Below are 16,084 nucleotides of genomic sequence, written 5' to 3'. Positions count from 1 at the left end.
GGCCACTGTAGCAGGAGCCGCCGGCCGGCCGGATGGCCGGACGGGTGTGCGCCCCGACGGGTGTCGACCGGCAACTGCCCTTCGCCGTGGCCGCTTTCGCCCCGTGGCGATTCAAGCGGGCGGGCCCGGCGCCGCCGCCGTACGGCGGGGTCGGGCGTCCGGGGCGGCGGGCATCCGGTCGAGGGCGTCGCGCAGGGCGGCGCGGGAGGTGATCCCGAGCTTGGGGAACGCCCGGTAGAGGTGGGAGCCGACGGTGCGCGGGGACAGCCGCGTCCGCAGGCCGATCTCCTTGTTGGTCAGACCGCCCGCGGCGAGGTCCGCGATCCGGCGCTCCTGCCAGGTCAGGGCCGCGACACGGCCCGCGGCCGGCCCCTGCGCAGGCCCGTGCCCGGCACCGCCGGGTGACGGTGCCGGGCACGGGTGCGGTGCGGGTCGTCAGTGGGCGGTGGCGCGGGCGGCAGCACGCCGCGGGGATCGTCAGGCCTGCTTGACCGTGATGCGCCCGTTGCCGGTGCTCAGGGTGAGCCGGTACCGGCCGGACGGGTCGTCGGAGACCCCGATGTCCTGGTGGCCGTTGTCGCTCTTCGCGGACACCTTGTACGTGGCGGCCGGCACGAGCAGGGTGATGGCGCCGTTGGAGGTCGACGCGGAGACGTCCTGCGGCCTGGTCGAGGTGATGTCGATCGCGCCGTTGTGGGTCTCGGCCTGGATGCGGTCGCCGTTCAGTCCGCGCCCGGTGATGGCGCCGTTGGTGGTCGTCACCTCGGTGCTGCCGTTCACCCCGTCCAGGTCGACCGCCCCGGAGTGGGTGGAGACCTGCACGGCGCCCACCCGGGAGAGGCTGACCGCGCCGGTGGAGGTCCGGCCGCTGACCGGCAGCCCCGCGGGGACGTCGACGGTATAGGTGACCGAGCAGTACTGGCCGCAGCCGCCGAGCACCAGCACGCCGTTCTCGACCCGACTGGTCGCGCCCGGCTTGTCGTTCTTGTAGCTGACCGACCGGTGCACGGAGACCTTGTCGAGGCCGTCCTTGCCGCGCAGGGTCACGCCGCCGGAGGTGGTGTCGAGCTTCACCGCGGTGATCGTCCCGCTCACCGCGGCGTCGTCGTCGAAGGTGTTGTCGGGAGCCAACCCGCAGGCACTGAGACCGCCCACGGCGGCCGCGAGGACGACGAAGGACGCGAGACGGCCGGACTGCTGGCGCATGTCATTCCCCAGATCTGGAGGGCGTTCCTGAACGGGCCCCGTCGCGGGGCGGACCCGACGACGCTATCCCGGTGCGAAAGTCATCGGCCATGGGGCTAACCCCCGTTCCCGGATGGGGAGTTCCCCCACCTCGGGGGCGCCGGGCGCCCGCGGATCACCGGCGAACCGGCGCAGGGCGAGGCCTGGCGGAAGCGGCGCCCGAAGCAAGCGCGACGCTCGCAGGAAGAGAAGAGGCCCTCGGAAGCGGCGGCGAGATCACGGTCCCGGTGGGTGGTGCGACGTGCCCTGTGGGCGACATTCGGGCGGAGGGGCGCCGGATCGACGGGGGAGCGATCCGGCGCCCGGCTCGGCGTCGGGGGCTGCGGCCTTGCCGCATCACCCGGTACGGGCCGACCGGGGCTGCGCCGTCACGGCCGCCCCGATCTGTCGACCTGTCAGAAGAATTCTACGGACAACGGATTGACCTGTCCATGGGGAGTCCGGGCTCCGGGCGAAGGTCACGCCCCGCGGGTGATGATCTCCTTCACGCCTTCCATGACGGCCTTGCCGGTCCGCCACTTCCGGAGGTGGCGGTCCGCCGCCAGTTCCTCGACGGCCGAGGTCAGCCAGGCGTCGTCACCGAGCCGTTCGACGTGGCCGAGGTCGACGATGTCCCCCAGCAGTTGGCGCAGCACCGTGAGCTCGGGCGCCGGGTACCACCACCCGTGGTGGACGAACCGGGGCCGCCACAGGTCGTAGGGGTGCCGGACCATGGCGCTGAGGCAGGAGCCGTGGGCGCCGATCGCGCCGTCGTACGAGTTCAGGAGGCCGCCGACCGGCGTGCTGGGGAACCGGCCGCGGGTGAAACCGAGTTGCAGGCTCATCAGGCGGTCCCACGGCACCAGGAACGGATCCCGCCCGGCGACGCGGTGCTCGAATCCCCCGGGGAGGACGGCGAGGTGCGCCGTGCTCTCGTGGTCGCCGATGAACCAGCCGCCGTCGATCCGCACCAGGGGGCCGAGGCCGACGGGCGGCGCTTCGGCGCGGGAGGCACCGGGGGAATCGGGGGAGTCGGAGGCGGTCGACCGGTCCGCGGCGGTGGAGTGGTGGGCGTTCACGGCTCTCCTCAGGGCATGCGGTGCTGTGCACCGACCAGTCTTCCCGGCGCCACCCCTCGGGTCACCATACCGGCCGGCAGGGGCCGTTGAGTGGGAGGACGCGAAAGCCGCCCTTCCGGCACCGGGGTTACTCGGCCTCGGACCCGGACCTGGACCCGGCCTCGACGCCGGCGCCGGAGTCCGACGCGGCGCCCGCCGGGACGGCCTCCAGCGCGGTCATCCGCGGGAGCAGGAGCAGCACCGCGACCAGCAGGGCGAGCAGCAGGCCGCCGCCGATCAGCAGCGGGGTGCGGATGCCGACGGCGGAGGCGATCCAGCCGCTGAGGGCGGCGCCGGCCATGATGCCGAGGCGGCTCAGCAGCATGTAGCAGCTGTTGACCCGGCCGAGCAGCTCCTTCGGCACGGCCTGCTGGCGCAGCGAGATCGCCTGGATGTTCCAGGTGACGATCCCGAAGCCGACCACGCCGTACAGCACGGCCACTTCGGCCACCGAGGTGCTCAGGCCCATCAGGATCAGCGAGACGCCCATCAGCAGGAAGGCGAGGGCGATCCGGGTGCCCCGGCCGAGCAGCCGGCTGAGCCGGCCGGCCAGCGTGCTCGCGGCGGTGCCGCCGATGGCGCCGGCCGCGAGGACGATGCCGTAGGCGGCGGCGGGTGCGTGGATGACCCTGGTGACCATCAGGACCATCATGGTGGTGCCCATGAAGCAGGCGAGCGCGCCGAGGGTGGAGAGCACGGCGAGCATCCGCACGTCGCGGTGGTGGAGCAGCCAGTCGACGCCCTCGCGGATCTCGGTGAGCACCGGGCGGCGGTCGGCCCGGGTGCGCGGCGCGGTGGAGCGGCCGGTGGCGGCGACCAGGACGGCGGCGAGCGCGAAGGACACGCCGTCCACCGTGAAGGGGGCCGCGGCGGCCACGGCGAACAGCGCCGAGCCGAGCAGCGGGCCGATCAGGTTGCCGCCGACGAGCATGTTGGCCTGCATCCGGCCGTTGGCGGCGTCGAGCTGCTCGGGGCGGACCAGCTCGGGGACGGCCGAGGTGGCGGCGTTGGAGAAGACCGTCTCGCCGCAGCCGAGCAGGAAGGCCAGTGCGGCGAGCGCGACCAGCGGCGGGTCGGCGACGAAGATCCAGCAGGCGAAGCCCAGGACGACGGCGGCGCGCGCCGCGTCGATCGTCCACATCAGCCGTCGCCGGTCGGCCCGGTCGGCGAGCACTCCGCCGTACAGGGACATCAGGAGGAAGGGCAGGGAGGCGGCGACGGAGACCACGGAGACCGCGCCGGGGGAGTCGGAGACGGCCACCGCCAGCAGTGGCAGGGCGGAGTCCCGCATGCCGTCGCCGACCGAGGAGATCGCCGACGCGGACCACAGCAGGTGGAACTTCCGGCCCAGTTGAGGACGGCTTTTCGAGGGCTTCGCGGCCAGGTCGGCTGAGGTCACCGACGCAGTATGTCATGTCCGCGGAGGGTCGTTCGGGCGGTTTCCGAACTGCCTGAGGTGTCCCGAACTGTCCGTGTCGGGAGGGGTGTCGGGCTCATCCACCGGTGTCCGGAGTGTCCGGTGGGCTTCGGTGGATCCGGCCGGGTTCCCGGCCCGCCCTGGCCCGCCCGCCCGCCCGCCCGGCCGGGGCGGGGCGGGGCGGGGCGGGCGAACGCGAAGCCGGACGCGCCCGCGACGCGAGCGCCCGCGCGCCCCCGGTCGCGCCCGGGGTCAGTGCTTCGGCACGGCGTCCGCGGACTCCGGCAGCGGGTAGGCGCCGGGGTCGACCGGGCCCGGGAGGTCGGTCGCCGGGCGGCCGGGCGCGGTCGGGTCCGGCAGCGACGGCTGGGCCGGCGGGGCCGGGACCTGGCTGAACGGGATGCCGGGCGGCGACTGGACCGGGCTGGTCCGGCCGAGGGGCGGGGCGCCGCGGCCCTGGACGGCGCAGCCCGCCAGGCCCTCCAGGCCGTCCGGGCTCTGGACGGCCGGCTGGTTGCCGGTGAAGCAGTTGCCCGGGTCGACGGAGGCGAGCACCAGGTCGGTGCCGTTGCCGGTGGCCCGGTTGTCCTCGACGCGGTTGCCGCTCGCCGGGTGCCCGGGCGGGTCGGTGACGAGGATCCCGGCCGCGCGGTTGCCCCGGACCAGGTTGCGCTGCACCTGGTTGACGGTGCCGCCGCCGATCCCGATGCCGATGCCGTAGGCGCCGTCGGCCTGTTGGGGGGTGTCGGTGGCGTTGTTGTCGGTGACGACGTTACCCGCGAGCACCGCGCCGTGCTGGGGGGCGAGGGCTTCGAGGTCGTTGGAGTTGAGGGTGACGCCGACCCGGTTGCCGCGGACCAGGTTGCCGACGACGGTGAGGTTGTCGGAGGCGTTGGTGATCTCGATGCCGACGGCGTTGCGCTCGACGGTGTTGCCCCGCACCAGGGTGTCGCAGGGCTTGCACTGGCCGACGTAGATGCCGGAGTCGGCGCCCCCGGAGGCGTAGGAGTCCTCGATGACTCCGCCGCGGGCGTCGAAGGCGTAGATGCCGTACAGGCCGTTGTTGTACGCGGTGACATTGCTGGCGCGGAAGCCCTGGACGGGCGGGAAGCGGACGGTGTCCAGCGGGTCGTAGGCGGAGCCGCCGGCGCCGTGCTGCTGCAGCTTCTCGTCGGTGACGCCGGTGAACAGCACGCCGTTGGCGAGGTAGCCGTGGACGGTGAGGTTCTCCACCACCGAGCCGGGGCCGGAGACGGTGATGCCGTTGACCAGCCGCAGGCCGCCGTCCAGGACCACGGTGTTGCGGTCGGTGCCGCGCAGCACGATCTTGGGCTTGGTGAGGCGCACGCTCTCCCGGTAGGTGCCCGGGTCGACCAGCACGGTGTCCCCCTCGCGGGCCACGTCGACGGCCTGCTGGACGGTCGGGAAGTGCTGCGGGACCCGGATGACCGTGCCGTCCGGGTGCTTGGCGTCGGAGGAGGCCGAGCCGCCCGAGGAACAGCCGGCGAGGGCGAGGACGGCGGCGGCGAGCAGCGCGGGCAGGCGCCTGACGGTTCGGGTCCCGTGTGAGGGTGTTGCGGTCGGTCCGGGGTGACGGGCGGTCAAAAGTTGCATACGGCGTGTTCTATCGTCTCCAATGTCGCCCATGCATGCCGAAGCCGGAAAGGCGCAGGACCGGACACCGACCGTCAGGACCGGTGTGGGTCGGAGGGCTCTGATCACGGGCGGGGCGGTGGCGGCCGCCGGACTCGGTGCCGGGGCCGCGGCGTTGGCCCTGGGCGGCGACGACGGCCGGGCGGACCCCGGCCGGCCGGCGGCGGCGCCGGAGCCGTCCGCCGTGCCCTTCCACGGCCAACGGCAGGCCGGGGTGACGGCCCCGCAGCAGCCGGCCACCCAGCTGCTGGCCCTCGACCTGGCGCCGGCCGCGACCTCGGACGGGCGGGCCGCCCTGCGCGGCCTGCTCGGCGGGCTGACCCGGGTGCTGGCCGAGGCGGCGGGCGACCGCCCGGCGGACGCGCGGCTGCGGGACGGCCGGCCGGCCGGGCTCAGCAGCCTGGTGGGGGTCGGGCCGGGCCTCGCCGCCCGGCTGGGGCTGAACGTTCCGCCGGCCCTGCTGACCGAGCTGCCCGCCTTCCCCGGGGACCGGCTCGACCCGGCGCGCGGCGGCGGCGACCTGGTGGTCCAGCTGTGCGCGGTGGACCGCTGGCCGCTGTCCGTGGTCGCCGAGCAGGTGGGCGATGCGGCCCGGGCGGCCGGCGCGACGGTGCGCTGGACGCAGTCCGGCTTCCTGGCCCGGACGACCGGGGGCGCCACCCCGCGCAACCTGTTCGGCTTCAAGGACGGCACGGCGAACCCGGACGGTGCGGACAGCGGGCAGTGGGTCTGGGGGCCGCCGGGACCGTACGAGCACGGGACGACGCTGGTCTACCGCCGGATCCGGATGGACACCGCCGCCTTCGCCGCCCTCCCCGGGGACCGCCAGGAGCAGGTGATGGGCCGCCGGGCCGGCGACGGCGCCCCGCTCACCGGCACGGCGGAGCACGACGAGCCGGACATCTACACCAAGAACCCGGACGGCTCGTACGTCATCCCGGCCACCGCGCACGTCCGCCTCTCCAGCCCCCGGCTGGACGGCGGCGCCCGGATGCTGCGGCGCGGCTACAGCTATGACGACGGCCCGGGCGACCGCGGCCTGCTGTTCTGCGCCTTCATGCGCGACCCGGCCCAGTTCACCCGGGTCCAGAACCGGCTGGCCGCCCGCGACGCCCTCAACGCCTTCGTCGAGCACACGGCCTCGGCGGTGGCCTACGTGCTGCCGGGCGCGCCCGAGGGCGGGACGCTGGGGGACGGGCTGTTCGGATGAGCCGTTCGGACGAGCTGTCCGGGCGAACGGTGCGGAGGAACAGCAGCTGTCCGGCGGGAACATGAGCACCGGCGCAGCGACGCCGAGTGCGTCGAGCGGCGCCGGGAGCGGTGGCCGGGCGCCCTGCCCGACTGTTGACGCCGAGCGGGCGCCGACCGCGCTCCCGGACGCGGCTACCAGTCCACCGGGAGGCGGGCCGGGCTCCGGGTGGTGCCGCCGAGCTGCCAGGCGAGGTCCGCGACCGGGACGGTGAGGCGCAGGCCGGGCAGCGCGGTGGCGAGGCGGTGCAGGGACTCGCGCATCTCCAGGCGGACCCGCCAGGCGCCGATGCAGTAGTGCGGTCCGGCGCTGAAGGCGAGGGTGGGGGCGGCGAGCGGGAGGCCGAGGTCGGCGTCGAGGCCCTCGGGATGGACGGCCGGGTCGCGGTTGGCGCTGCCGAGGCTGACGGCGACGACCGAGCCGGCCGGGATGGCGACGCCACCGACCTCGATCGGCGCGGTGGTGCGGCGGATGGTGGCCTCGTCGTCGCCGAGCGGGATGTAGTGCAGCAGGCGTTCGGCGGTGCGCTCGGCGATGCCCGGGTCGGCGAGGCGCGGCCAGTGCTCGGGGCGTTCGCCGAGCACATAGACCAGGGCGTTGGCGAGCGCACCGGCGACGCTCTCGTTGCCGCTGGCGGTGAGCCCGGCGACCAGGAAGACGAGGGACTCCTCGGGGACGCCGCCGTCCTGGTCCGCGGCCCGGACCAGCCGGCTGACCAGGTCGTCACCGGGCGCGCGGCGCCGACGGGCCACCAACTCGCCCATGAAGGCGCCGAATTCGGCGAGGGTGTCGTCGTGACCGGTCTCGGCGCCGCGTCGGTCCTCGGCCTGGCCCTCGTTGTGGCCCTCGTTCTGGTTCGAGCTCTGGTTCTCGCCCTCGTCCTCGCCCTGGGCGAGCAGGGCGAGCGTCCAGCGGTGCAGCCGCTCCTCGTCCAGGTGGTCGGGCCCGTCCCCGTCGAGCCCCATCAGCCGGGTGGTGACGGCGAACGGCACCGGCCGGGCGAACGCGGGGACGAGGTCGGCCGGCGGGCCGGCGGCGACGAGCCGGTCCACGGACTGCTGGACGGCGGCGGCGACCCAGGGCTGCCAGCCGGCGATGGCGCGCGGGGTGAAGGCCCGTTGGGCGGTGCCGCGCAGCCGGCGGTGGGCGGGCCCGTCCTGGTTGAACAGGGACGCCGGGTTGGCGGCCACGTCGGCGGTGGCACCCGCGGTGCCGACGTCATGCAGGTCGGCCCGGGTGACCCGGGGGTCGCCGAGGACCTGCCGGACGTCGTGGTAGCGGGTGATCAGCCACGCGGGGGTGCCGTCCGGGAGGGTGGTGGGGTGGGGCGGCTGGGCAGGGGTGAGGGGGAGCCGGTGGAGTGGGGGGAGGGTGGTCCGGGGGTCGGCTGCGACGGAGTCCATGGGTCCCTTCGCGGGGTTCGGAGGTCCGGCTGGTCGAGAGGAGTCGAAGCGCTTAATTGTCATATATTCATAGGCAATTGGACGCTTGCGGTGCTTCTCCCGTTACGCCCCGATGATATGCCCTCGGCGCCCCCGGTCGGGTGCCGGATCGGCGGGCAGCAGCGGCCGGAGGGCGCCCAGTACGGCACCGATGCAGGCGTCCCGCAGCTCGGTGCGGGTGCAGGTCTCCTCGGTCAGCCAGTCGATGACCAGCACCCGGACGAACACCAGCCAGCCGCGCAGGACCTGTGACACGGCCTGCCGCGCCCGCTCGTCCGCGAGCGGGAGGACGCCGAGCAGCCGGCCGCGCAGGGCGTCGAGCTCCTCGGCGATGATCGTCTGGATCACCTGGTCCCCGGCCAGCACCCGGTTGGCCGTGAGCACGGCGTGCCGGTTGGCGATGAAGTAGTCCAGGTGGGCGTCCATGCCCTCGATCAGCTGCTCGATCAGGGTGTCGGCCGGGTCGAAGCGGGTCTTGGCGAGCAGGCCGTCGGCGGCCTCCCGGTAGACCGCGGCGAAGAGGTCGTGCTTGCTCGCGAAGTGCCGGTACAGCAGCGCGCGGGAGACTCCGGCCCGCTCGGCGACCTCCTCCATCAGCACCTCTTCGTACGGCCGTTCGGCGAACAGTCGGGCGCCGACGGAGAGCAGCTGGGCGCGTCGCTCGGCGAGGGAGAGCCGACGGCGTCGTTCGTGGACTGGCATGCGGGCCAGGCTACTTGACACATGTCTACTTGTCGGCGCCGGCTTGATGGGGCACGATTGGTAGACACGTGTCAACCAGACCTCTGACGGGTGGGTGGGTGGGTCATGGCCAAGGCGTTACGGGTGCTCACGTGGACGATGGGGATCGCCTGCGTGGCGATCGGGTTCCTCCACATCCTGCTGGGAAACGCCGCGATGCCCGGGATCGCGGATGCCGGTCCGACGGTCGGCAGCTTCGGCCGCTTCATGGGCGCGGTCTTCGCCGGGTACGGCGTCGCCTGGATCCGGGCCGCCCGGCAGGCGCCGGTGCCCGCCCGGACGGTCCGGTGGCTGGCGGCGGTGCTCCTGCTGGGCGGCCTCGCGCGGGTGCTGTCGATCGTGGTGGACGGCCGGCCGCACTGGTTCCAGCTGGTGCTGATGGCGATCGAACTCGGGCTCGCGCCGGTGTACTTGTGGCTCGCCGACGCCGACGCCGACGCCGACGCCGACGCCGACGCCGACGAGCGGGCCCGGACCGGGGCTCAGCCCACCGGGGCGTAGTCCGCCAGGTGGGCGGCGAGGGTGGCCCGGTCGACGGTGGCGCCGGTCAGCGAGACGTAGCCGTCCGGGCGGACCAGCACGACGGCGTCGCCGCGGAGCCCGTACGCCCGGGCGACGTGGCCACCGGGATCGAGCACGGCGGCCCGGCGCAGGCCCGGGAGGGCGGGCGGATCGAACGGGTCGGAGGGGTCGGACGGGTCGGACAGGGTGGAGTCGGCGGGCAGGGCCGGGTGCTCGCCGACCGTCAGCAGGGTGAGGTGCGGGCCGCGGAACAGGTCGAAGAGCCGGGTCGGCGTGCCGTCGGCGGTGGTGCAGGGCGCGTCGGGGGCGCGGTCGCCGGCCCGGATGCCGGTGGTGTCGTCGAGGTCGCGGCCGAGCGGCCCGCCCCGGTAGCCGACCGACAGCCCGGTGAAGTCGGCCCCCGCCGCGTTGGACATGGTGCGGAACTGGTCGGTCAGGGCGCGGGCGCCGTCGGCGCTGAACAGTCTGCGGTGCTGGGTGGAGGTGGCGGTCAGGACGGCGGCGGCGACCGGCAGCCGCTCGGCCTGGTAGCTGTCCAGCAGTGCCTCGGGTGCGCCGCGCAGCACGGCGGTCAGCTTCCAGCTCAGGTTGTGCGCGTCCTGGATGCCGGTGTTCATGCCCTGGCCGCCCGCCGCCGAGTGGCAGTGCGCGGCGTCCCCGGCGAGGAACACCCGGCCGTCGCGGTAGCGCTCGACCATCCGGACCGTCGGCCGCCAGACGGTGGACCAGGTCGGCTCGTGCAGCCGGACCCCGGGCAGACCGGCCCGTTCGGCGAACAACCGGCGGAAGGTCTCCGGGGTCGGGGCCGGCAGCTCGCCGTGCCCGTCCGGTTCGACGAGGACGTGCGCGGCCCAGGTGTCGTCCTCGCGCATCGGGACCAGCACCAGGGCGCCGACCCCCAGTCGGGGGTGGTTCCACAGGTGCATGCGGTCGGCGTCCAGGCCGTCCACGTCCAGGGTGGCCATCAGGAAGCGTTCCTCGTCCCAGGTCTCGCCGAGGAAGGGGATGCCGGCCAGTTTGCGGACGGTGCTGCGGCCGCCGTCGCAGCCGACCAGGTAGCGGGCGCCCAGCTGCTCGGTGCGGCCGTCGCGGCGGAGGGTGGCGAGCACGCCGTCCGCGTCCTGGGTGTGGCCGACCAGCTCGGTGCCGGTCTCGACGGTGACGCCGTACCCGGCGAGCCGCTCGCGCAGCACGGCCTCGGTGTGGTGCTGGGCGAGCAGCAGCATGCCGTTGTACGGGCGGTCGGGGGTCGGGCGGTTGGTGGGCGCCGGGTCGACCTCCCCGACGATCCGGTCGCCCTCGTAGGTGCGGACCTTGAGGTTGAGCGTGCCCCGGTCGAGGATCGCGTCCGCGACGCCGAGGTCGTGGAAGACCTCCAGCGTGCGCGGGGTGATCCCCTTGCCGCGCACGCCCCGGTCGCGGAAGCCCGGCTCCCGCTCGACGACGCGGCAGGCGACCCCGGCGCGAGCCAGGCCGAGGGCGAGCGCGAGGCCCACCGGGCCGGCGCCGACCACCAGGACCTCGGTCGCACGGTCGGGGTGGGCGGGGCGAGTGCTGTGAACGGTGAGCATGACGGATCCCCCTCGGCCGTCCGGCCATAAGATACGGCGCGTTTCCTGCTTCCGACTGTAGACTCGGGCCCACAAGAAACGCAACGTATCTACGAGGGGTGGGTGCGGAAACCCGTGGAGCAGGGCAAGCCGGTGCGGCGGCGCGGCGACGAACTGGAACGGGCGATCCTGGACGCCGTCTGGGGCGAACTCGTCGAGCACGGCTACGACCGGCTCACCATGGACGGCGTCGCCGCCCGCGCCCGGACCAGCAAACCGGTGCTCTACCGACGCTGGCCGAACCGCCCCGCCCTGGTCATCGCCGCCCTCGGCCACAACGCCCCGGACTTCCAGGAACCGCCGGACACCGGCGAGTTGCGCACCGACATGCTGCTCTTCATGCGCAGCCTGCTGCACCGCTTCGACGACCTGCCGGGCGAGGCCGTGCACGCCTTCCTGGTCGACCTGCTCCGCGACCCGGAACTCCGGGCCCGCTTCACCGGCTCGCTGACCTCCGGCGGCCCGGTGAACACCCTGGAGACGATGCTGCGCAGAGCCGCCGACCGGGGCGAGATCAACCCCGACCGGATCACCCCGAGGGTCGTCTCGCTCCCGCTCGACCTGCTGCGCGACGCCTTCCTGACGGGCGGGACGGTGGCGCCGGACCAGGTGGTGGAGGAGATCCTGGACGAGGTCGTGCTGCCGCTGCTGCGGGCACCCTCGGAGGGCTGACCGCACGGTGGCTGTGCTTCAGTGTCGATCGAACGAACGTCCGTGAAGGGAGCCCGGAACATGAGCGGCATCGTGGTGGCAGTCAGCAGCAACGCCGAGTACTCGTTCACCAAGCCGAACCGGGACGGCATCACGCTGCTCGCCGGACTCGGCGTCGAGGGCGACGTGCACGCCGGGGTGACGGTCAGGCACCGCTCCCGCGTAGCCCAGGACCCGACCCTGCCCAACCTGCGCCAGGTCCACCTGATCCACCGCGAACTGCTCGCCGAACTCGGCGAGTCGGGCTTCGACGTGGCACCGGGCGCGCTCGGCGAGAACATCACCACCGAGGGCGTGGACCTGCTCGGCCTGCCGGTCGGCGCCGTGCTGCGGATCGGCCCGGAGGCGGCGGTGGAGATCACCGGCCTGCGCAACCCGTGCGCCCAGATCGACGCCTACCGGCCCGGCCTGCTCAAGCAGGTCGTCGGCCGCGCCGAGGACGGCGCGATCGTGCGCCGCGCCGGAATCATGGGCATCGTCCGCACCGGCGGCCCGGTCCGGCCCGGCGACACCGTCGCGGTCGAGCTGCCCGACGGCCCGCACCGCCCGCTCGACCGGGTCTGAGGGCGTCAGGGCGTCAGGGCGTCGGGGCGTCGTCGATCGACGACCCGGTTGATCCCCCAAGTCGGCTGCTCCACAGGCCGGATGGCTGTCGAGCATACCCCCACCCCGTCATGGCGACGGCTCCCGGCGCGTAAGCAGCCGGGAGCCGGGGTGGAGCCTGCGTCGCTGACGAGGGTCAGGACCTGACCAGACGGGCGATGGCCTGATTGGCCTCGCGGATCTTGGTGCTCGCCTCCTGGCCGCCCTCGGCGATGGCGTCCCGGACGCAGCATTCGATGTGCTCGTCGAGGAGTTGGAGGGCGAAGGACTGGAGGGCGCGGCTGGCGGCGGAGACCTGGGTCAGGACATCGATGCAGTAGGTGTCCTGCTCGACCATGCGCTGAAGACCACGGATCTGGCCCTCGATGCGGCGGAGCCGCTTGAGGAAGTCGTCCTTGTGGGAGCTGTAGCTGGCCATGGCCGTCTCCGGTTCCTGTGCGGTGAGGCGTGCCCACACTCTACCGGCGGCGCGGCAGGGGGAGTCGGCCCGGACGGGCGGGGTGGTGCCCGCCCGGGCCGACGTCTGCGGGTCAGCCCTCGACGCGGCCGACCAGGTCGTAGCCGGCCTCGTCGACGGCGGCGGCCACCTCGGAGTCGGCGAGCGACCGGGTGCTGCCGACGGTGACCTTGCCGGTGGCGAGGTCCACGGCGACGTCGTCGACGCCGTCGAGCTTCTTCAGCTCGGCGGTCACCGAGGTGACGCAGTGGCCGCAGGTCATGCCCTTCACCTGGAAGACCGAGGTCCGGGCGGAGTCGGCGGCCGGGGTCGCGCCGGCGCCGGTGCCGCACGAGCCGCAGCAGGAGGAGGTCTCGGTGGCGGCGGACTCGACGGTGACGGTGGTCTCGCTCATGGGTGTGCTCCTGTCGTGGATGCCCGGCGCCGGCCGGGCTGTCCGGGCGGCTGCTTCGCTGGTGAACATACCATACCCCCCTAGGGTAATGAAGAGGGTTCCCCGCGGCGCCTCCCGTCCGGCCGGCGCAGTGCCGTCCGGCGCGACGCGGGCGTCAACACGGCTCTGTGGCAGTCCTGTTGCGGGTGCCGGGCAAGGTGGGGGAGCTGCCCCGCATCCCCGGACGACCGACACCACCACCAGAGGTGAACCCCATGGACCAGAGCACCCGGCCCGCCGCCCCGCGCGGCCTGCGCGAAATCCTCGCGGCCGGCGAGCGGACCTACTCCTTCGAGTTCTTCCCCGCCAAGGACGAGGCCGGTGAACGCGCCCTGTGGGCGGCGATCCGGCGGGTGGAGGCGGTCGCGCCGACCTTCGTCTCGGTCACCTACGGCGCCGGCGGCTCCTCGCGCGACCGCACCATCGGCACCACCGAGCTGATCGCCGCGCAGACCACCCTGCGCCCGGTGGCCCACCTGACCGCCGTCGGCCACTCCACCGCCGAACTCCAGGCAGTCCTGCGGCGCTACGCGGACGCCGGCATCCGCGACGTCCTCGCCCTGCGCGGCGACCCGCCGGGCAACCCCAACGGCGCCTGGCAGCCGCACCCGCAGGGCCTGCGGTACGCGGCCGAGCTCGTCCAACTGGTCAAGGACTGCGGCGCGTTCACCGTCGGCGTGGCCGCCTTCCCGGAACGCCACCCGCGCTCGGCGGACTGGGACGGCGACATCCGGCACTTCGTCGCCAAGTGCCGCGCCGGTGCCGACTACGCCGTCACCCAGATGTTCTTCGAGGTCGAGCACTACCTGCGGCTGCGCGACCGGCTGGCCGCGGCGGGCTGCGACACCCCGGTCATCCCCGAGATCATGCCCGCCACCGACGTGCGCCAGATCAGCCGCTTCGCCGAGCTCAGCGGCGCGTCCTTCCCGGCCGGCCTGGCGCGGCGACTGGAAGCGGCCCGTGGCGACCGAGCGGCGGCCCACCGCATCGGCGTCGACCACGCCACCCGGATGGCCGAGCGCCTCCTCCACGAGGGAGCCCCCGGCCTGCACTACATCACCCTGAACCGCTCCACCGCCGCACTGGAGATCCACCGCAACCTCGACCCGACGGCCCGCCTCCTGACCGCCACCCCCGCCTGACCCCGAACTCCCCCCACGGATCCGTTCCGCGAGGCCGGGACTTCCGGTGGGCGGCCGTCAGGTGTGGGCGGGGGTCACCGGGTGCGGTAGGCGTCGGTGATGGTCTGGTCGAGGGTGTTGCCGTCGGCGTCGGTGAGTTCGGCGCGCAGGGAGACGGCGGTGCCGGTCGGCGGGTTCTGGACGGTGACGGCGCCGGCCTCGACCGGGAGGCGGGTCCACGAGGCGCCGCCGTCGGTGGAGGCCGAGACGGTCAGGGAGCGGGTGCGGCCGTCGGCAGCGGCGCCCTGCACGGTGATCGGGATGCGCAGCGGGCTGCCGGCCGTCGCGGTGCCGGCCGGGGTGAGCTCGGGGGAGAACCGTACGACGCTCACCGGGAGGGCGGTCGGCTCGGTGGTGGCAGCCGAGGTGAAGGTCCAGGACGCGTTGACGCGGGTGGTCGCGCCGGCCGCGGCCTTGCGGGTCGCGGTGGCGGCCAGGCGGTACGGGGCCTTGTCCGGGGTCACGGTGAACTCGCCGCGTCCCGCCGCGCCGGACGCGGCGCCGACCAGCACGCCGTCGCGGTACAGCGAGGTGTAGGCGGTGTCGAACGACGGGGTCCACGGCGCGTGGCCGTCGCCGTCGGCGAGCAACGGGACGTCGGCGGTGATCCGGTCGCCGTCGCGGGAGACGGCGGGCCGGTCGGTGAGTGCGGGGCCGAAGACGGGGCCGTCGAAGGTGTGGGTGGTCGTGGTGCCGGCCCGGACGGCGAGGCGGTCGGCGGTGTAGTGGTTCGGCCGGGTGCCGTCGGCGCGGGGGACGGTGACGCCGATGTCCCAGGTGCCGCGCTCGGGTGCGACGAGGAAGGTGGCGGTGCCGGGGGTGGCGATGCTCCGGGACTCGCCGATGCTCGCTCCGTCGGTCGGCTGGAGGCTGACGAGCGCGGTGCCGGCGCCGCCCGGGCCGGCGGCACCGCGGATGTTCACGGTGGCCAGTTCCCGCGCGGAGTAGTGCTTGCTGAGCCCGGTCAGCGCGCGGGTGCCGGAGAAGGTCCTGCCGAGCAGGTAGCCGCGGGTGCCGGTCTCCCAGTTGACGTCGAACCACTGCTTCACCTCCCCGGTCTCGGTCTCCGGCCCGAGGTGGGCGACGCGCAGGTTCGGCGACCCGTTGGCGACGTTGACGGTCCGGGTGGAACCCTTGTGGGTGACCTCGACGAACATCCCACTGTGCCGGAAGCGCGCGGTGTCGTCCGGCGGCCGGACGTCGACGAGGGCGGTGGTCCGCGCGTCGACGGTGACGGTGGTGTCGTGGTCGAGGTCGAGGCGCGGCTGGACGATCCAGTCCGTCCAGATCGTGCCGCCCGGCTCCAGACCCGAGGTCAGGTTGCTGTCCAGCAGGTACCGGCCCTTGGGCAGCCGCACGGTGGTGGTGCCGGAGGGGGCGTCCAGTTGGACCGAGGTGTCGGCGCCGGGGCCGGAGATCCCGGTGACGCTGGTCCGGTACGGCGCGGTCGCGCGGCCGGCGCGGTCCAGGTGCTTGACGGTGAGGGTGTACGTCTCCGGCTCCGCGGCGAAGGCCGTGCCGGTGAAGGCCGTGCCGCCGAAGGCGGGGGTCGAGGTGCCGACCAGGGCGACGGCGACGGCCAGGGCCCGGAGGGCGTTCCGGCGGGGAACGGAGCGGGTGGCGGAGCGGGTGGCGGAACGAGGGACGGAACGAGCGACGGAGCGGCGTGCGGAACGGGGAGCGGAGGTTGCGGTCATGTCCTGTACTGCTCGGACGGGCGGGG

15 protein-coding genes and 1 pseudogene are annotated in these 16,084 nt (G+C 74.2%); 5 read left to right on the top strand and 11 right to left on the bottom strand.

The features are described from left to right. Window positions 1–111: 111 nt before the first annotated feature. The 5 genes and pseudogenes from ACZ6EM_RS00720 to ACZ6EM_RS00700 form a co-directional block, all read right to left on the bottom strand. Window positions 112–378: pseudogene (locus ACZ6EM_RS00720) on the bottom strand (helix-turn-helix domain-containing protein); the annotation flags it as partial. A gap of 99 nt (window positions 379–477) precedes the next feature. Continuing rightward, window positions 478–1,206, bottom strand: coding sequence for a DUF4097 family beta strand repeat-containing protein (locus ACZ6EM_RS00715; protein WP_401048033.1), 729 nt, complete (start codon window positions 1,204–1,206; stop codon window positions 478–480). Window positions 1,207–1,703: 497 nt separating this feature from the next. After that, window positions 1,704–2,303, bottom strand: a complete 600-nt coding sequence (locus tag ACZ6EM_RS00710; protein WP_401055163.1) for a hypothetical protein — start codon at window positions 2,301–2,303, stop codon at window positions 1,704–1,706. 127 nt (window positions 2,304–2,430) lie between these two features. Then, window positions 2,431–3,741 carry an MFS transporter gene (locus tag ACZ6EM_RS00705; RefSeq protein ID WP_465771303.1) on the bottom strand — a complete coding sequence of 437 codons (1,311 nt, stop codon included), beginning with the start codon at window positions 3,739–3,741 and terminating at the stop codon, window positions 2,431–2,433. A gap of 270 nt (window positions 3,742–4,011) precedes the next feature. Next, window positions 4,012–5,373 carry a right-handed parallel beta-helix repeat-containing protein gene (locus tag ACZ6EM_RS00700; RefSeq protein WP_452178160.1) on the bottom strand — a complete coding sequence of 454 codons (1,362 nt, stop codon included), beginning with the start codon at window positions 5,371–5,373 and terminating at the stop codon, window positions 4,012–4,014. A gap of 31 nt (window positions 5,374–5,404) precedes the next feature. Here ACZ6EM_RS00700 and ACZ6EM_RS00695 point away from each other — a divergent pair, with 31 nt between their 5' ends. Further along, window positions 5,405–6,622, top strand: coding sequence for a Dyp-type peroxidase (locus ACZ6EM_RS00695; protein WP_465771301.1), 1,218 nt, complete (start codon window positions 5,405–5,407; stop codon window positions 6,620–6,622). A 173-nt stretch (window positions 6,623–6,795) separates the two neighbouring features. On the opposite strand, the gene ACZ6EM_RS00690 is transcribed toward ACZ6EM_RS00695, so the two are convergent. After that, the gene (locus tag ACZ6EM_RS00690) at window positions 6,796–8,064 is read right to left on the bottom strand and encodes a cytochrome P450 (RefSeq protein WP_452178161.1); all 1,269 of its coding nucleotides are present in this window, start codon (window positions 8,062–8,064) and stop codon (window positions 6,796–6,798) included. Window positions 8,065–8,166: 102 nt separating this feature from the next. Next, the gene (locus tag ACZ6EM_RS00685; protein ID WP_452178162.1) at window positions 8,167–8,805 is read right to left on the bottom strand and encodes a TetR/AcrR family transcriptional regulator; all 639 of its coding nucleotides are present in this window, start codon (window positions 8,803–8,805) and stop codon (window positions 8,167–8,169) included. 105 nt (window positions 8,806–8,910) lie between these two features. On the opposite strand from ACZ6EM_RS00685, the gene ACZ6EM_RS00680 reads away from it, so the two are divergent. Next, window positions 8,911–9,345, top strand: a complete 435-nt coding sequence (locus tag ACZ6EM_RS00680) for a DUF4345 domain-containing protein (protein WP_465771300.1) — start codon at window positions 8,911–8,913, stop codon at window positions 9,343–9,345. On the opposite strand, the gene ACZ6EM_RS00675 is transcribed toward ACZ6EM_RS00680, so the two are convergent. Next, window positions 9,327–10,937 (bottom strand): FAD-dependent monooxygenase, encoded by a 1,611-nt coding sequence (locus tag ACZ6EM_RS00675; RefSeq protein ID WP_465771299.1) that lies wholly within the window; start codon window positions 10,935–10,937, stop codon window positions 9,327–9,329. The two genes, ACZ6EM_RS00680 and ACZ6EM_RS00675, sit on opposite strands and share 19 nt — an antisense overlap. Before the next feature lie 102 nt (window positions 10,938–11,039). Here ACZ6EM_RS00675 and ACZ6EM_RS00670 point away from each other — a divergent pair, with 102 nt between their 5' ends. Together ACZ6EM_RS00670 and ACZ6EM_RS00665 are read left to right on the top strand one after the other, a co-directional pair. Then, the gene (locus ACZ6EM_RS00670) at window positions 11,040–11,648 is read left to right on the top strand and encodes a TetR/AcrR family transcriptional regulator (protein ID WP_452178164.1); all 609 of its coding nucleotides are present in this window, start codon (window positions 11,040–11,042) and stop codon (window positions 11,646–11,648) included. A 60-nt stretch (window positions 11,649–11,708) separates the two neighbouring features. Beyond that, window positions 11,709–12,251, top strand: coding sequence for an MOSC domain-containing protein (locus ACZ6EM_RS00665; RefSeq protein WP_465771298.1), 543 nt, complete (start codon window positions 11,709–11,711; stop codon window positions 12,249–12,251). 175 nt (window positions 12,252–12,426) lie between these two features. Here the strand turns inward: ACZ6EM_RS00665 and ACZ6EM_RS00660 are convergent, their stop codons facing one another. Together ACZ6EM_RS00660 and ACZ6EM_RS00655 are read right to left on the bottom strand one after the other, a co-directional pair. Further along, window positions 12,427–12,747, bottom strand: a complete 321-nt coding sequence (locus tag ACZ6EM_RS00660) for a metal-sensitive transcriptional regulator (protein ID WP_452178166.1) — start codon at window positions 12,745–12,747, stop codon at window positions 12,427–12,429. A gap of 73 nt (window positions 12,748–12,820) precedes the next feature. Further along, window positions 12,821–13,141 (bottom strand): heavy-metal-associated domain-containing protein, encoded by a 321-nt coding sequence (locus ACZ6EM_RS00655; RefSeq protein WP_465771297.1) that lies wholly within the window; start codon window positions 13,139–13,141, stop codon window positions 12,821–12,823. A 254-nt stretch (window positions 13,142–13,395) separates the two neighbouring features. Here ACZ6EM_RS00655 and metF point away from each other — a divergent pair, with 254 nt between their 5' ends. After that, window positions 13,396–14,322 carry a methylenetetrahydrofolate reductase [NAD(P)H] gene (metF, locus tag ACZ6EM_RS00650; RefSeq protein ID WP_452178168.1) on the top strand — a complete coding sequence of 309 codons (927 nt, stop codon included), beginning with the start codon at window positions 13,396–13,398 and terminating at the stop codon, window positions 14,320–14,322. A 74-nt stretch (window positions 14,323–14,396) separates the two neighbouring features. On the opposite strand, the gene ACZ6EM_RS00645 is transcribed toward metF, so the two are convergent. Further along, a complete protein-coding gene (locus ACZ6EM_RS00645) occupies window positions 14,397–16,058 on the bottom strand; it encodes a serine protease (RefSeq protein ID WP_465771296.1) in 1,662 nt (553 codons plus the stop codon). Window positions 16,059–16,084: the final 26 nt, after the last annotated feature.

This window comes from Kitasatospora sp. NPDC041917 (genome assembly GCF_055589745.1).
This window is presented reverse-complemented; position numbering and strand designations above follow the sequence as displayed.

Coding starts and splice junctions, on each gene's coding strand:
- ACZ6EM_RS00645 (WP_465771296.1), bottom strand. CDS start 16,058: ATGACCGCAACCTCCGCTCCCCGTTCCGCACGCCGCTCCGTCGCTCGT.
- metF (WP_452178168.1), top strand. CDS start 13,396: ATGGACCAGAGCACCCGGCCCGCCGCCCCGCGCGGCCTGCGCGAAATC.
- ACZ6EM_RS00680 (WP_465771300.1), top strand. CDS start 8,911: ATGGCCAAGGCGTTACGGGTGCTCACGTGGACGATGGGGATCGCCTGC.
- ACZ6EM_RS00690 (WP_452178161.1), bottom strand. CDS start 8,064: ATGGACTCCGTCGCAGCCGACCCCCGGACCACCCTCCCCCCACTCCAC.
- ACZ6EM_RS00695 (WP_465771301.1), top strand. CDS start 5,405: ATGCATGCCGAAGCCGGAAAGGCGCAGGACCGGACACCGACCGTCAGG.
- ACZ6EM_RS00675 (WP_465771299.1), bottom strand. CDS start 10,937: ATGCTCACCGTTCACAGCACTCGCCCCGCCCACCCCGACCGTGCGACC.
- ACZ6EM_RS00700 (WP_452178160.1), bottom strand. CDS start 5,373: ATGCAACTTTTGACCGCCCGTCACCCCGGACCGACCGCAACACCCTCA.
- ACZ6EM_RS00685 (WP_452178162.1), bottom strand. CDS start 8,805: ATGCCAGTCCACGAACGACGCCGTCGGCTCTCCCTCGCCGAGCGACGC.
- ACZ6EM_RS00655 (WP_465771297.1), bottom strand. CDS start 13,141: ATGAGCGAGACCACCGTCACCGTCGAGTCCGCCGCCACCGAGACCTCC.
- ACZ6EM_RS00715 (WP_401048033.1), bottom strand. CDS start 1,206: ATGCGCCAGCAGTCCGGCCGTCTCGCGTCCTTCGTCGTCCTCGCGGCC.
- ACZ6EM_RS00665 (WP_465771298.1), top strand. CDS start 11,709: ATGAGCGGCATCGTGGTGGCAGTCAGCAGCAACGCCGAGTACTCGTTC.